15 protein-coding genes are annotated in these 12,791 nt (G+C 70.5%); 7 read left to right on the top strand and 8 right to left on the bottom strand.

Annotated elements, in window-relative coordinates:
• Nucleotides 1-825 (bottom strand): SDR family NAD(P)-dependent oxidoreductase, encoded by an 825-nt coding sequence (locus ACWD5O_RS01865; RefSeq protein WP_450084325.1) that lies wholly within the window; start codon nucleotides 823-825, stop codon nucleotides 1-3.
• Nucleotides 826-954: 129 nt separating this feature from the next.
• On the opposite strand from ACWD5O_RS01865, the gene ACWD5O_RS01860 reads away from it, so the two are divergent.
• Complete coding sequence (locus tag ACWD5O_RS01860) at nucleotides 955-1,911, top strand: HpcH/HpaI aldolase/citrate lyase family protein (protein ID WP_450084324.1); 957 nt, start codon at nucleotides 955-957, stop codon at nucleotides 1,909-1,911.
• A 76-nt stretch (nucleotides 1,912-1,987) separates the two neighbouring features.
• Here ACWD5O_RS01860 and ACWD5O_RS01855 read toward each other — a convergent pair whose 3' ends face one another.
• Nucleotides 1,988-2,488: a DUF4190 domain-containing protein gene (locus ACWD5O_RS01855; protein WP_354964568.1), complete on the bottom strand. Its 501-nt coding sequence runs from the start codon at nucleotides 2,486-2,488 to the stop codon at nucleotides 1,988-1,990.
• Nucleotides 2,489-2,603: 115 nt separating this feature from the next.
• Here ACWD5O_RS01855 and ACWD5O_RS01850 point away from each other — a divergent pair, with 115 nt between their 5' ends.
• Nucleotides 2,604-3,509, top strand: coding sequence for an SDR family NAD(P)-dependent oxidoreductase (locus ACWD5O_RS01850; RefSeq protein WP_354964569.1), 906 nt, complete (start codon nucleotides 2,604-2,606; stop codon nucleotides 3,507-3,509).
• A 37-nt stretch (nucleotides 3,510-3,546) separates the two neighbouring features.
• On the opposite strand, the gene ACWD5O_RS01845 is transcribed toward ACWD5O_RS01850, so the two are convergent.
• Nucleotides 3,547-4,083 carry a DUF4190 domain-containing protein gene (locus ACWD5O_RS01845; protein ID WP_450084323.1) on the bottom strand — a complete coding sequence of 179 codons (537 nt, stop codon included), beginning with the start codon at nucleotides 4,081-4,083 and terminating at the stop codon, nucleotides 3,547-3,549.
• A gap of 177 nt (nucleotides 4,084-4,260) precedes the next feature.
• On the opposite strand from ACWD5O_RS01845, the gene ACWD5O_RS01840 reads away from it, so the two are divergent.
• Nucleotides 4,261-5,457, top strand: a complete 1,197-nt coding sequence (locus ACWD5O_RS01840) for an acyl-CoA dehydrogenase family protein (protein WP_450084322.1) — start codon at nucleotides 4,261-4,263, stop codon at nucleotides 5,455-5,457.
• A gap of 81 nt (nucleotides 5,458-5,538) precedes the next feature.
• Here ACWD5O_RS01840 and ACWD5O_RS01835 read toward each other — a convergent pair whose 3' ends face one another.
• Both ACWD5O_RS01835 and ACWD5O_RS01830 read right to left on the bottom strand, forming a co-directional pair.
• Nucleotides 5,539-5,946, bottom strand: coding sequence for a CoA-binding protein (locus ACWD5O_RS01835; protein WP_450084321.1), 408 nt, complete (start codon nucleotides 5,944-5,946; stop codon nucleotides 5,539-5,541).
• A 26-nt stretch (nucleotides 5,947-5,972) separates the two neighbouring features.
• Complete coding sequence (locus ACWD5O_RS01830; RefSeq protein WP_450084320.1) at nucleotides 5,973-8,039, bottom strand: intein-containing Rv2578c family radical SAM protein; 2,067 nt, start codon at nucleotides 8,037-8,039, stop codon at nucleotides 5,973-5,975.
• Between the two features lie 93 nt (nucleotides 8,040-8,132).
• Here ACWD5O_RS01830 and ACWD5O_RS01825 point away from each other — a divergent pair, with 93 nt between their 5' ends.
• Complete coding sequence (locus tag ACWD5O_RS01825) at nucleotides 8,133-8,552, top strand: thiol-disulfide oxidoreductase DCC family protein (RefSeq protein ID WP_354964574.1); 420 nt, start codon at nucleotides 8,133-8,135, stop codon at nucleotides 8,550-8,552.
• Here the strand turns inward: ACWD5O_RS01825 and ACWD5O_RS01820 are convergent.
• The 3 genes from ACWD5O_RS01820 to trxA form a co-directional block, all read right to left on the bottom strand.
• On the bottom strand, nucleotides 8,516-9,469 hold the full coding sequence (locus ACWD5O_RS01820) for an MFS transporter permease (protein WP_450084319.1): 954 nt from the start codon (nucleotides 9,467-9,469) through the stop codon (nucleotides 8,516-8,518). The two genes, ACWD5O_RS01825 and ACWD5O_RS01820, sit on opposite strands and share 37 nt — an antisense overlap.
• The gene (locus ACWD5O_RS01815; protein ID WP_450084318.1) at nucleotides 9,466-9,906 is read right to left on the bottom strand and encodes a hypothetical protein; all 441 of its coding nucleotides are present in this window, start codon (nucleotides 9,904-9,906) and stop codon (nucleotides 9,466-9,468) included. Before ACWD5O_RS01815 ends, ACWD5O_RS01820 begins: the two co-directional genes overlap by 4 nt.
• Nucleotides 9,907-10,061: 155 nt before the next feature.
• Nucleotides 10,062-10,424 carry a thioredoxin gene (gene trxA / locus ACWD5O_RS01810; protein WP_007455291.1) on the bottom strand — a complete coding sequence of 121 codons (363 nt, stop codon included), beginning with the start codon at nucleotides 10,422-10,424 and terminating at the stop codon, nucleotides 10,062-10,064.
• A 548-nt stretch (nucleotides 10,425-10,972) separates the two neighbouring features.
• Here trxA and ACWD5O_RS01805 point away from each other — a divergent pair.
• The 3 genes from ACWD5O_RS01805 (at nucleotide 10,973) to ACWD5O_RS01795 (ending at nucleotide 12,791) form a co-directional block, all read left to right on the top strand.
• Nucleotides 10,973-11,488, top strand: coding sequence for a MaoC family dehydratase (locus ACWD5O_RS01805; RefSeq protein WP_089017858.1), 516 nt, complete (start codon nucleotides 10,973-10,975; stop codon nucleotides 11,486-11,488).
• 110 nt (nucleotides 11,489-11,598) lie between these two features.
• Nucleotides 11,599-12,114 (top strand): hypothetical protein, encoded by a 516-nt coding sequence (locus tag ACWD5O_RS01800; RefSeq protein ID WP_449937334.1) that lies wholly within the window; start codon nucleotides 11,599-11,601, stop codon nucleotides 12,112-12,114.
• Between the two features lie 53 nt (nucleotides 12,115-12,167).
• Nucleotides 12,168-12,791 carry a TrmH family RNA methyltransferase gene (locus ACWD5O_RS01795; RefSeq protein WP_450006133.1) on the top strand — a complete coding sequence of 208 codons (624 nt, stop codon included), beginning with the start codon at nucleotides 12,168-12,170 and terminating at the stop codon, nucleotides 12,789-12,791.

The raw sequence follows: 12,791 nt of genomic DNA, 5'->3' as shown, positions 1-12,791 counted from the left end.
CTAGTCCGCGATGCCGACGGCCTTGGCGCTGGCCGCCCAGAGCCGGGCGGCGAGCTGCGGGTCGGCGGCCTTGCGGTACGGCCGGCGCGGCCGCCGGTCGTGGTAGTAGCCGCCGTCGATCAGCCGGGACCGGTCCTGATTGGCCAGCCAGACCAGGGTCTCGGCACCCTTCTCGGGGCTGCGGAACGGCAGGAGCCGCATGCCGAGGGCGACCAGCCGGCTGTCGTTGGCGAACCGGGTCCGCACCACCCCCGGGTGGAAGCTGTGTGCCGCAATGCCCGGCCAGCGGCGGGCAGCCTCGGCGGTGAACAGGATGTTCGCCTGTTTGCTCGTGCCGTACGCGCCCATCGGCCGGTAGCGGCCCAGCGGCCTGTTCAGGTCGTCCGGCTCCAGCGTGCCGAAGCGGTGCGCGCCGGAGGCGGTGACCACGATCCGGCCGATCCGGTCGGCGAGCAGGTTGGTCAGCAGGAACGGCGCCAGGTGGTTGGCCTGGATCGACAGTTCGAAGCCGTCGACGGTCGTGAGCGGCTGAAGTGCGATGGCACCGGCGTTGTTGGCCAGCACGTCGATCCGGCCGTACGCGTCGCGCAGCCGCCCGGCGAGCCGGCGCACGTCGTCCAGCACCGCGAAGTCGGCCCGGAACAACTCCGGACGCTCGCCCGACGTCTCCCGTACCCGTTCCGCCGCGGCCTGCAACCGGGCCGGGTCCCGCCCGACCAGCACCACCTGATCGCCGCGGCACGCCAGGTCCACGGCGGCGGCCAGCCCGATGCCGGAGCTGGCGCCGGTCACCACCACCAGTCGACGCCCAGTGAGATCTTCCACAGGTCCATTCACCCCGGTCATGGCGCGAGGTTACCGTGGCGTCACCACGCCCTTTGGGATCGTTAAGTTTCTCGGATCTGTCGTCAGGTGGCGTCGGCGTGCCCGCCGGACGCTGGAAGGAGCGCATCCATGGCCGCAGTCGGTCGTCCCCGCCGGTCCTGCCTCGCCGTACCGGGTTCCAGCGTCAAGATGCTCGGCAAGGCGCAGGGGCTCCCGGCCGACCAGGTCTTCCTCGACCTGGAGGACGCCGTGGCCCCGCTGGCCAAGCCGGATGCGCGGAAGAACATCGTGGCCGCGCTCAACGAGGGTGACTGGGCCGGCAAGACGCGCGTGGTCCGGGTCAACGACCTGACCACCCCGTGGACCTACCGGGACGTCATCGAGGTCGTCGAGGGTGCCGGCGCCAACCTGGACTGCGTCATGCTGCCGAAGGTGCAGACCGCCGAGCAGGTGCACTGGCTGGACCTGCTGCTCACCCAGATCGAGAAGACGCTCGGCCTGGAGGTCGGCCGGATCGGCATCGAGGCGCAGGTCGAGAACGCCGCCGGCCTGGTCAACGTGGACGCCATCGCCGCCGCCTCGCCCCGGGTGGAGACCATCATCTTCGGCCCGGCCGACTTCATGGCCTCGATCAACATGAAGTCGCTGGTGGTCGGCGCGCTGATCCCGGACTACCCGGGCGACCCGTACCACTACATCCTCATGCGGATCCTGATGGCCGCCCGGATGCACGACAAGCAGGCCATCGACGGCCCGTTCCTGCAGATCCGGGACGTGGACGCGTTCCGCGAGGTGGCCAAGCGTTCGGCGGCGCTGGGCTTCGACGGCAAGTGGGTGCTGCACCCGGGCCAGATCGACGCCGCCAACGAGGTCTACCAGCCGGCGCAGGCCGACTACGACCACGCCGAGCTGATCCTCGACGCGTACCAGCACTACACCTCGGAGGCCGGCGGCAAGCTCGGCGCGGTGATGCTCGGCGACGAGATGATCGACGAGGCGTCCCGCAAGATGGCACTGGTGGTCGTCGCCAAGGGCCGGGCCGCCGGGATGAGCCGTACGTCGTCGTTCACCCCGCCCTCGGAGTGACCGTGCCGGGCCGCGACGACAGCCGGCGGCTGTCGTCACGGCCCGACAACCGGCGCTGTGCCGACCCGTTCGCCGGTCAGTAGCTGTCGCTGCCGGCGCTCGTCGCGATGGCGATGATGATCATGACGACGTAGAAGGCGATCAGCAGCACCAGCAACCCGGTGAGGATCCAGCCGACGATGATCGCGGCCTTCGCCATCCCCTCGCCGCCCTCGCCGGTCAGCCGGATCTGCTTCTGGGCCACGTGACCGAGGATCGCGCCGACCGGTGCGGTGATGCAGGACGTCAAGCCGAGCAGGGCCAGAACGAGCGCCGCGATCGCCATCCCGTTGATCTTCTGTGGCACCGGGTAGCCGTAGCCGGCGTACTGCGGCGGATAGCCGGGCGGGGCGTAGCCGGGCATGGGCTGGCCCGGGGGAAGCTGCCCACCGGCGTACGGGTCGACCGGCGCGTACGGGTCCGCCGGGTTGGGCTGGGCGGGAACCGGCTGACCGGCCACAAGGGTCGGATCCAGCGGAGGGCTCGACTGTTGGCCGGTGGGATCGGTCCAGCCGCCGGGTGCGTGGGGATAGGTCATGCGATTCTCCGTCAGGTCGGGTGCGCCGTCAGGGTAGCCAGCGGCGACCAAACCGGATGCCCCCGCTCCCGGGTGCCGCGTTGCTCGGGCCCGTCCGACCGGGCAGGATCCTGGCATGGCAATGGATGCGCGCGCCGCCGATCGTTCCGGCAGTCGACCGAGACGGGACGTCAGCCGCCCCGGCGCCGGCCGGCGCGGTCGTGCGGCCACACCGGCCGGTGCCACCGGCGCGGACGAGCCGGTCGCGCTCGCCGACCCGGTGACCATGCGACTCGACGGGCGGGTCGCCCTGGTGACCGGAGCGGGCAGCCCGGACGGCATCGGGTACGCCACCGCCCGCCGACTCGCCGACCTGGGCGCCCGGGTGGCCATTGTCTCCACCACCCGGCGCATCCACGAGCGGGCCACCGAACTGGGGGTGACCGGCTTCGTGGCGGACCTGACCGACGAGTCCGAGGTCGGCGCGCTGGCCGACGCGGTCGCCGAGCAGTTGGGTGACGTCGAGGTGCTGGTCAACAACGCCGGCCTGGCCAGTCGGGCCAGCCAGGGTGTGCTGCGGCCGGTCGCGCAGCTGACCTACGACGAGTGGCGCGGCGAGATCGACCGCAACCTGTCCACCGCGTTCCTGTGCAGTCGGGCGTTCATCGGTGGGATGGCCGAGCGGGGCTGGGGTCGGATCGTCAACCTGGCCGCCACGGCCGGCCCGGTCAACGCTCTGCCCACCGAGGCCGCGTACGCCGCGGCGAAGGCCGGAGTGGTCGGGCTGACCCGGGCGCTGGCCATGGAGATGATCGCCGACGGGGTGACCGTGAACGCGGTGGCCCCCGGCACCATCTACACCGCGGCGTCCACGATGGCGGAGATCAAGCAGGGGCTGGGCACCCCGGTCGGTCGACCGGGCACTCCGGACGAGGTCGCCGCCGCGATCAGCTTCCTCTGCTCGCCGGCCGCCTCGTACATCACCGGTCAGATGCTGGTGGTGGACGGCGGTAACAGCGTCCGCGAGGCCCGGTTCCGTTGACCGGGCACGTCCACAGGGGACGGGTCCGGGCTGCCGGTCAGTAGCCGCCGCTGTCGCCGGTGTTGCCGATGAGGACCAGCGCCAGCCAACCACAGCAGGCCAGCAGGGTGAGCCCGGTGAAGGCGTAGCCGAGGACCAATCCCCAGGTGGCGAGCTGGCCGCCCTCCTCGCCGCTGGTGCGGATCTGCCGCTTGGCCACGTGGCCGAGGACAGCGCCGGCCGGGGGGAACACGAAGGCGAACACCAGCGACAGGATCGCCAGCACGTTGGTGCCCCGACCCGGTCCGGACGACGGAGGGCCGTACTGCCCGTAGGGGCCCTGCGGAGGGTACGGCGGCTGCTGCGCCCAGTGCGCCGGCTGGTGCGGTCCCTGCTGCTGGTACGGCGAGGGGTCGTCCGCCGGTGGCCCGTACGGCGAGCGCTCCGGCGGCCCGAAGGCCGACTGGTCCGGCGGCGGCGCGTACGGCGTCTGGCCCGCCGGCGGAGGCGCGTAGGGCGACTGGTCCGGGGGTGGCTCGTAGGGTGACGGCGGCTGCTCGTCCCCGGGCGGTCCCGACGGCGGCGGGTAGCTCACGGCTGTCCTCCTCCTGCCGGTGCCGGAAAAGTCCCTCTTGCCGGACGCTACCCGCAGCGGTGAACCTTTTCACAGCGGTTGTGTGGACTGGTCACCTTGGCCTCGCCGGCTCCGGAGGCCGATACTGACCCAGCGTTCAGTTACCCATGAGTAGTGCGCTGATCCCCGGAGGCTGAGATGGCTCGACTCGCCCAGACACCCGGCCTGACCGATGTGCAGCGGTCGATCCTGGAGACCGTCCGGGAGTTCGCCGACAAGGAGATCATCCCGCACGCTCAGCGGCTGGAGCACGCCGACGAATACCCGACCGACATCCTCGACGGGATGCGCGAGATGGGGCTGTTCGGCCTCACCATCGACGAGGAGTACGGCGGCCTCGGCGAGTCGCTGCTCACCTACGCGCTGGTGGTGGAACAGCTGTCCCGAGGCTGGATGTCGATCTCCGGCATCGTCAACACCCACTTCATCGTGGCGTACCTCATCTCCCAGCACGGCTCCGCCGAGCAGAAGGCCCGGCTGCTGCCGAGGATGGCCACCGGCGAGGTACGCGGCGCGTTCTCGATGTCGGAGCCGGAGACCGGCTCCGACGTCTCGGCCATCAAGTCCCGGGCCGTCCGCGACGGCGACCGCTACGTGCTCAACGGTCAGAAGATGTGGCTCACCAACGGGGCGTACTCCTCCGTGGTGGCCACCCTGGTCAAGACCGACACCGGCGCCGAGTCGGTGTACGGAAACATGAGCACCTTCCTGCTGGAGAAGGAGCCGGGCTTCGGCGAGACCGCACCCGGCCTCACCATCCCCGGCAAGATCGACAAGATGGGCTACAAGGGCGTCGAGACCACCGAGATGGTGCTCGACGGGGTGACCGTGCCCGACTCGGCGATCCTCGGCGGCGCCGACAAGGTGGGCCGGGGCTTCTACCAGATGATGGACGGCATCGAGGTGGGCCGGGTGAACGTCGCCGCCCGCGCCTGCGGCATCTCCATCCGGGCCTTCGAGTTGGCGGTCAGCTACGCGCAGCAGCGCAAGACCTTCGGTCAGCCGCTCGCCAAGCACCAGGCCATCGCCTTCAAGCTCGCCGAGATGGGCACGAAGATCGAGGCCGCGCACGCCCTCATGGTCAACGCCGCCCGGCTCAAGGACGCCGGCCAGCGCAACGACGTCGAGGCCGGGATGGCCAAGTTGCTCGCCTCGGAATACTGCGCCGAGGTCGTCCAGGAGGCGTTCCGCATCCACGGCGGCTACGGCTACTCCAAGGAGTACGAGATCGAGCGGCTGATGCGGGAGGCCCCGTTCCTGCTCATCGGCGAGGGCACCTCCGAGATCCAGAAGACCATCATCTCCCGCGGCCTGCTCAAGGAATACAAGCTCTGACCTCCGCCCGGCCGCAGTCAGGGAAGCAGACGGCGGGCGGTCGTGAGCGTGATGAATCCGGCCGCAGCGTGCGGGAGCGGTTTAGCCGAGGCGGGTGAGGGCGCCGACGGCGCGCTCGACGGCGAGGCAGCGGTCCTCGACGTAGTCCATCCCAGCGGCCTCGGCGATCCGCCGCGCCTCGGCGGAGACGATGCCCAGCTGCAACCAGACTGCCGGTGCGCCGATCGCCGCCGCGTCCCGGACCACCTGCACGGCGTCAGCTGCCGGCCGGAACACGTTCACCAGGTCGACCGGGTGCGGGATGTCGGCCAGCGTGGGGTAAGCCCGCTCCCCGAAGAGCTCCTCGACGCTCGGATTGACCGGAATGATCCGCCAGCCGTGCCGCTGCATCTGCAACGGCACACTGTGCGCGGCCTTGTCCGGGTCGCGGGACGCGCCCACGACGGCGATCACGGCGGAGTCGGCGAGGATCTGCTGAGCGGTACGCACCCGCCGACTGTAGCGCTGCCCTCGGGCTAGAGCAGGGTGAGCTGCTCAGCGGCCGGCGGTGGTGGTGGTTCGGGCAGGCCGCGGTTGTCGCCCTGCTCGGCGCGGTGCAGCCCGTGCCGGCGGGCCGCGATCCGCACCCGCGCGGTCAGCTCCCGCTGGTACGCCTGCGGGGCGTAGGAGCCGGCCCGGTAGAGCTCGCGGTAGCGGGGCACGAGGTGCGGATACTCGCGGGCGAGCCAGTGGGCGTACCACTCCCGGGCGCCGGGGCGCAGGTGCAGCGCCAGCGGGGTCACGCTGGTCGCCCCGGCGGCGGCGATCGCCGACACGGTGGCGTCGATCGACTCGTCGGTGTCGCTCAGCCCGGGCAGGATCGGGGCCATCAGCACCCCGACGGAGAAACCGGCGTCGGCGAGCGCCCGGACCGCGTCCAGCCGCCGGCGCGGGTGCGGCGTGCCCGGCTCGACGGAACGCCAGAGCTGCTCGTCGACGAAGCCCACCGAGTATGAGATGCCCACCCTGGTCACCTCGGCGGCCTCGCACAGCAGTGGCAGGTCCCGCAGGATCAGCGTGCCCTTGGTCAGGATCGAGAACGGGTTGGCGAAGTCTCGCAAGGCGGCGATGATCTGCGGCATCAGCCGGTATCGGCCCTCGGCGCGCTGGTAGCAGTCCACGTTGGTGCCCATCGCGACGTGTGCGCCCCGCCATTTCGGCGCGGCCAGCTCCCGCCGGACCAGCTCACCGGCGTTGACCTTGACGATCACCTTCCGGTCGAAGTCCGCCCCGGCGTCCAGGTCGAGGTAGGTGTGCGTATTCCGGGCGAAGCAGTTGTGGCTGACCACCCCGTTGGCGATGAAGTCCCCGGTGCCGGTGGTGATGTCCCACAGCGGCAGTTCCAGCCCGAGCGCCTGGATGCCGACAACCCGGAGTGCGGCCCGGCACTTCAGCGCGGCACCGTCAATCGACCGCTTGCGAGTGATGGCCGGGTCGGTCAAATGGAAGAAGCGCAACCGCGCCGGGAGACCCCCGGTCAGCCGTACGTAACGCAGTCGGTTGGTCCGCCGGCGGTCCTCCAGAACACTGGTGAATCCGAAGGCGCGCAGTGCTTCCGTCGTGTAGCTGAGAATCTGATCATCGCAGTTGGCGATCCTCAGGATGCCCTGGCTGCAACTGCCCTCGGCATCGAAGATGCCAGCGAGGAACCCTCGCTGCCACTCAAAAGTCGGATGCTTCGGCCATCGGATCATCTCCCTGATGGCATCGACCTTCTGCTTACCCGAAGCGCGGACGGCCTCCATCTTCCGCCGGTCAGGCATGGCCCGACCGAACGAGGAGCGGCTTGTCTCGACGCCCGTTTCCCTCAAGAACTGCTCGGTACGATCGAGTGCCTCGCTGTCCGCGAGCGCCAAGCGGAACTGGTGACTCCAGCTCTTGCCTGTGGCGTAGGTGCCTATGGTTCCGTCGCCACGCACCATGCCGCAGATATAGCCGCGACGGTAGTCGTGAGAGGCCTTCGGAGTTGTCTCGAACGCGCCAGTGCCGATCAGGCGATTGTTGGTGGTGAGGTAGGGGCGTTGGTCGGTGCCGACCATGTCGCCGGTGATGTGTTTCCAACCTCGCTCCGTCAGGAAGCGGTGGTCCCCGCTGGCGATGAGCGTCGTGCCGTCCTCCAGGGTGACCCGGTAAGCCGGTTTCACGGTGGACCACTTGTCGAGCACGGTGGTGACGACGTATCGGCGGTAGGCGCCGCGTCGCTCCGTGCCGTAGATACGGTCGCCCGGCTCCAATTCTCTGATCGGCTTGGTGCGCCCGTCCGCCATCAAGACTGGGGTGTCCCCCGAGACGCAGTACACACACGCATGCGAGCAGCCCCGGTACGGGTTGATGGTCCACTCGAAGGGGACCCGGGACTGCCCGGGAACCCGGTTGAGGATGGACTTGGCCTGCACCTCGTAGAAGGTCATCCCGGCGAACTCCGGGGTGTCGAAGGTGCGGGCGACGGCGCCGGGCAGCGCCAGCGGCAGGGGTGGCGTCGCTGGCGCTGCCCGCTCGGGGTCTCCCTCAACCGGGGGAGCGGTGAGGTTGTCCCAGCGCATGGCCACTATTCGAACACGTGTACGAGGGAAGCGCAAGTGACCCGCCGGACACCGGTGCCCGGTCGGGCGGTGACGGAGGGGAGGATGGACAGCATGAAGACGTCGACCTTCGTCTACGACGGGGACTGCGCGTTCTGCACCCGGTGCGCCGAGTTCATCGAACGCCGCATCCCCACCGCCGCGCGGGTGGTGCCCTGGCAGTTCGCCGACCTGGACGCGCTCGGCCTCACCGCCGACGAGTGCGAGGAGGCCGTGCAGTGGGTCGGCGCCGACGGCTCACGCGCCGCCGGCCCGGACGCCATCGCGAAGCTGCTCGCTGCGAGCGGCCCGGTCTGGCGGGTCGCCGGCGCCGGGCTGCGCTTCCCGCCGGCGCGCGCCGCGGCCTGGCCGGCGTACCGCTGGGTGGCGCGCAACCGGCACCGGCTGCCGGGTGGCACGGCGGCGTGTGCCCTTCCGCAGGAGGCCCGGGAGCGGCTCTACGGCCCGACCGGTCGCCCGACCACCGGCGGCTGACCGCCCAGCGGCGCCGGCTCGGCGCCCTCCAGGGCCGGCGCCGCGCTCGGCTCCGGCGGGTCCTGGACCGCGTCGCTCGTCGGCTCGGCCGTGGGGCGGCCGACGAGCCGGCGGGCCCAGACCAGCGGGCGGACCCGCTCCAGCGGCAGGAAGCTGGTCATCGCCGCCAGGTGCGGTGCGAACGAGATGGTGATGGTCGCGAAGGTCACCACGTGGAACGAGTAGAAGAAGCCGACCATGGCCGACCGCCAGCGGGCCGGCAGCAGGAAGACCACCGGGCTGAACAGCTCGAAGGCCACGATGCCGAACTGGGCGACGATCAGCAGGTGCGGCACCTGGGCGATGAGGTCCGCCAGGTCGGTGCCGCGCCGGATGATGGCCCGCGCGAGCACCGAGCCGGTCAGCCAGTCCAGTCCGCCGAAGCGCAGCTTGGCCCAGGCGGCCAGGAAGTACGTGCAGATCACCGCGATCTGGGTGACCCGCAGCGCCCAGCCGCCGGCCTCGGTGCGGGTGGTGTCGCCGTGCCGGGCGCGGCCGGCGGTGGGCAGTACGGCCAGCGCGACGAGCAGCCCGAACCGGTCGTGGTCGACCTTTCCGTAGCTCATCGCGATGATCATCCACAACAGGTACAGTGCGCACACCGACCAGCCGAGCAGCCGGGGCGCCCGTCCGGTCGCGGCGAGCAGGGCGAGCAGCAGCAGCACCCAGAAGATCACCGCCACCAGTGCCGGGGTCGGGGTGGGTAGCGGGAGGAGCCGGCCGACCAGCAGCGGCTGGTAGAGCTCGCCGGGCACGCTGGCCCTGGTCCGTACCCAGGGCGTGAAGACGACCAGGTCGGCGGCGACGAAGAGGTAGATCAGGGTCCGGAACGCGGCGATGCGGCCTCGCGGTACCGCTTCGGTCAGCCAGCGGCTCATCGGGGGGCCTGCCAGCGGACCACGGTCTCATCGGTGTGCTGGCCGGTCGGCCGGCCGGCGCGGATGCCGTGCCAGCGGATGACGATGCGGACCTCGATCAGCTCGGCGGCGTCCGGGTGGCGTTCGGCGTACGCGTCGGCGACCTCGGTGAGCAGCGTCGGGTCGGCGGCGTATCGGGCCTGCTGACCCTCGATCTCGGCGCGGCGGATGCCGGTCGCGTCCTGGTCGAGGTCGATCACGGCCCCGGAGCCGTTCACCCCCTCGACTCGCGTGTCGGGGGCGGGCGCGTTCGGCGGATTCGAGGTGGAGTACATCCGGAACGGGCCGAACGGGAAGTCGTCGTCGCTGCCCCAGAAGGTGCCGGCCAGCAGCAGGACGAGACCGAGTGCGGTCGCGCCCAGCCGGGTCACGCGCCCGCGGGTGGTCAGGTTCTCCATCGGGTCGTGACGATACGGGATCTACCGACCGCGTTGGTTCCCACCGGCGGTCAGTTCCGCCTGCCCGGGCAGGTGATCATGTGCGCGCTTCCGGGTACGACGAAGGCCGGGCCCGTACCGGGCCCGGCCTCGCGTGCCGTCGCGGGGACGGCGGCTCAGTGGTTGTGCTCGGCCAGCTGCTTACGGACGTCGTCCATGTCCAGTGCCTCGACCTGCTCGATCAGGTTCTCCAGCGCGGACTCCGGCAGCGCGCCCGGCTGGGCGAAGACGATGACGCCGTCGCGGATCGCCATGATCGTCGGGATCGACCGGATGTCGAACTTGGCGCCCAGCTCCTGCTGGGCCTCGGTGTCGACCTTGCCGAAGACGATGTTCTGGTGCTTCTCCGAGGAGCGCTCGTAGACCGGGGCGAACCGCTTGCACGGACCACACCAGTCGGCCCAGAAGTCGACCAGGACGATTCCGTCGTTGCCGGTCACCTCGTCGAAGTTCGTCGAGGTCAGCTCAACGGTTGCCATTGCACTCTCCGATCACCGCGGTTTGTCTACGTCCCGTAGAACCAGGGCTGACCGTATCGAATTCCCGGGCGGTGGGGCACGAAACGTGCTGCGGGCTGCCTGCGGGCACTGAGGGTTATCGACCCACGTCTGTGCGTTCCGATCTGCGGAACGCAAGTGCATGACGCACTTGCGTGACCGGACGTGATGGGAGCGTTTCCAGGGAGATCCACTCGATCGAGCGCTACGAATCGGTAACTTGCCCCTTGACAAGCAGGTATCGGGCCTGCAGAGATCGCCGATCACCCTGCGCTCAACCACGGAGAGTAGTGTTACAAAAGAGTAAATGTGACGCCGGTCTCTGTTGAACCTACGCTGCCGTAGGGCAGAATTCTCCGCATCAGAGCGTGGGCGGCGGGTGCCGGGGAGGGCCCCGCCGCTCATTGCGTCTCCCCCCGAGCGAGCGACCGGTGTGACTTTTCCGCCGGGGTCGCGCCCCGAGGGTCACCTTAACCACCGGTAAGGCATGCTGTGCCGAACTCCATCGCCGCCCGTCGAAGGGGACCAGGATGCAGTTCGGCCGTTACTACGAGGAGTTCGAGGTCGGCGCGGTCTACCGGCACTGGCCGGGCAAGACCGTCACCGAGTACGACGACCACCTCTTCTGCCTGCTCACCATGAACCACCACCCGCTGCACATGGACGCGCACTACGCCGAGACGGCCAGCCAGTTCAAGCGCAACGTCGTGGTCGGCAACTACATCTACTCGCTGCTGCTCGGCATGTCGGTGCCGGACGTCAGCGGCAAGGCGATCGCCAACCTGGAGGTCGAGTCGCTACGGCATGTGGCCCCCACCTTCCACGGCGACACCATCTACGGCGAGACCACCGTGCTGGACAAGCGGGAGTCCGGGTCCAAGCCCGACCGGGGCGTGGTGTCGGTGGAGACCCGCGGCTACAACCAGGACGGCACCATGGTCTGCGTCTTCCGCCGCAAGGTCATGGTCCCCAAGCGGGAGTACGCGGCCAGCAACGTCCCCGAGGGAGTGGACCCGGAGCGGCCCAGCTTCCCGGAGCCGCGCTGAGCACCGCGGCGGGCTACCCGCGCCGGCGTCGGGCTCCTTCCCACATCAGGTTCTGATGGGGAAGGGGCCCTTTTCCCGTTTCGAGGCATATGCTGGCGCCGGAGGTTCCGATGAGCCACTCCGTTGCCGGAGAGCCGCCCTCTGCCGGTCGCCGAGCCGCACCCTTGACCACCGCCGTCTACTCCGCCGCCGAGTGGGACCTGCTCACCAGCCTGCCCGGTCGGGTCCTCGTGGCCGCCGCCGCCCCGGGCCCCGGCCGGCCCGCGCGCGGGGTCATGGCGGGCCTGGCCGGCCTGGACGCGGTCGCCGCCGGCCGGGCGTTCGACAGCGATCTGGTCCGCGCGGTGGTCGCCGCGATCTACGCCCGCCACGACGGCACCCAGCCCCCGACCGAACGGCTCACCGATCTGGTGGACCTGCTGGCCGCCTGCCGGGCGGCGGTCCGGGTCCTGCACCGGCGCGCCGACCCCGCCGACTCGGCCGCGTACCGCCAGTGGGTGCAGTCGGTCGCGGCCCGGGTCTGCCGGGCGGTGCCCGCCCCCGGCGAGCCCTCGGCCGACCGGTCGGCCAGCCCGGCCGACCGGCGGTTCCTGGACCGGCTCGGTGGCGCGCTCGGGCTGGGTTGAACCGGCAGGCCGTCGGTGGCGAGCGCGGGACGGGTCCGTACTCTCTGATGACCGTGACCGACGACCAGCTTGAGGTGGGCGTGGGCCCCTGGCCGGGGGACCTGCCGGACGACCCGCGCTACGACCCGCAGTTGCTGGCCGAGGGGGACCGGCGCAACGTGACCGACCGCTATCGCTACTGGCGGCACGAGGCCATCGTCGCCGACCTGGACCGGCACCGGCACGGGTTCCACGTCGCCATCGAAAACTGGCAGCACGACTTCAACATCGGCACGGTGGTCCGCAACGCCAACGCCTTCCTCGCCGCCGAGGTGCACATCGTCGGACGGCGACGGTGGAACCGACGCGGCGCGATGGTGACCGATCGGTACCAGCACGTCCGGCACCACGAGACGATCGAGGAGTTCGTCGGCTGGGCCGCCGGGCAGGGGTTGTCGGTGTTCGGCATCGACAACCTGCCCGGATCGCGCCCACTGGAGACCGGCACCCTGCCGCGGAGGTGTGTGCTGCTGTTCGGCCAGGAGGGGCCCGGTCTCTCCGAACCGGCCCGCGCCGCCTGCGACCAGCTCTACTCCATCGCCCAGTACGGCTCCACGAGGTCGATCAACGCGGGTGTGGCCAGCGGCATCGCCATGCACGCGTGGATCCGCACCCACGCCGGGCCGCCGCCGGACTGA

Source organism: Micromonospora sp. NPDC005161 (assembly GCF_053599855.1).
Note: the sequence above shows the minus strand (reverse complement) of the source record. Positions and strands in the feature narration are given on the sequence as shown.

What these genes read in the sequence shown, in the direction of transcription:
- ACWD5O_RS01820 (WP_450084319.1), bottom strand. Translation starts at nt 9,469, where the DNA reads ATGAGCCGCTGGCTGACCGAAGCGGTACCGCGAGGCCGCATCGCCGCG.
- ACWD5O_RS01800 (WP_449937334.1), top strand. Translation starts at nt 11,599, where the DNA reads ATGAGCCACTCCGTTGCCGGAGAGCCGCCCTCTGCCGGTCGCCGAGCC.
- ACWD5O_RS01830 (WP_450084320.1), bottom strand. Translation starts at nt 8,039, where the DNA reads ATGCGCTGGGACAACCTCACCGCTCCCCCGGTTGAGGGAGACCCCGAG.
- ACWD5O_RS01825 (WP_354964574.1), top strand. Translation starts at nt 8,133, where the DNA reads ATGAAGACGTCGACCTTCGTCTACGACGGGGACTGCGCGTTCTGCACC.
- ACWD5O_RS01805 (WP_089017858.1), top strand. Translation starts at nt 10,973, where the DNA reads ATGCAGTTCGGCCGTTACTACGAGGAGTTCGAGGTCGGCGCGGTCTAC.
- ACWD5O_RS01840 (WP_450084322.1), top strand. Translation starts at nt 4,261, where the DNA reads ATGGCTCGACTCGCCCAGACACCCGGCCTGACCGATGTGCAGCGGTCG.
- ACWD5O_RS01815 (WP_450084318.1), bottom strand. Translation starts at nt 9,906, where the DNA reads ATGGAGAACCTGACCACCCGCGGGCGCGTGACCCGGCTGGGCGCGACC.
- ACWD5O_RS01860 (WP_450084324.1), top strand. Translation starts at nt 955, where the DNA reads ATGGCCGCAGTCGGTCGTCCCCGCCGGTCCTGCCTCGCCGTACCGGGT.
- trxA (WP_007455291.1), bottom strand. Translation starts at nt 10,424, where the DNA reads ATGGCAACCGTTGAGCTGACCTCGACGAACTTCGACGAGGTGACCGGC.
- ACWD5O_RS01855 (WP_354964568.1), bottom strand. Translation starts at nt 2,488, where the DNA reads ATGACCTATCCCCACGCACCCGGCGGCTGGACCGATCCCACCGGCCAA.
- ACWD5O_RS01850 (WP_354964569.1), top strand. Translation starts at nt 2,604, where the DNA reads ATGGCAATGGATGCGCGCGCCGCCGATCGTTCCGGCAGTCGACCGAGA.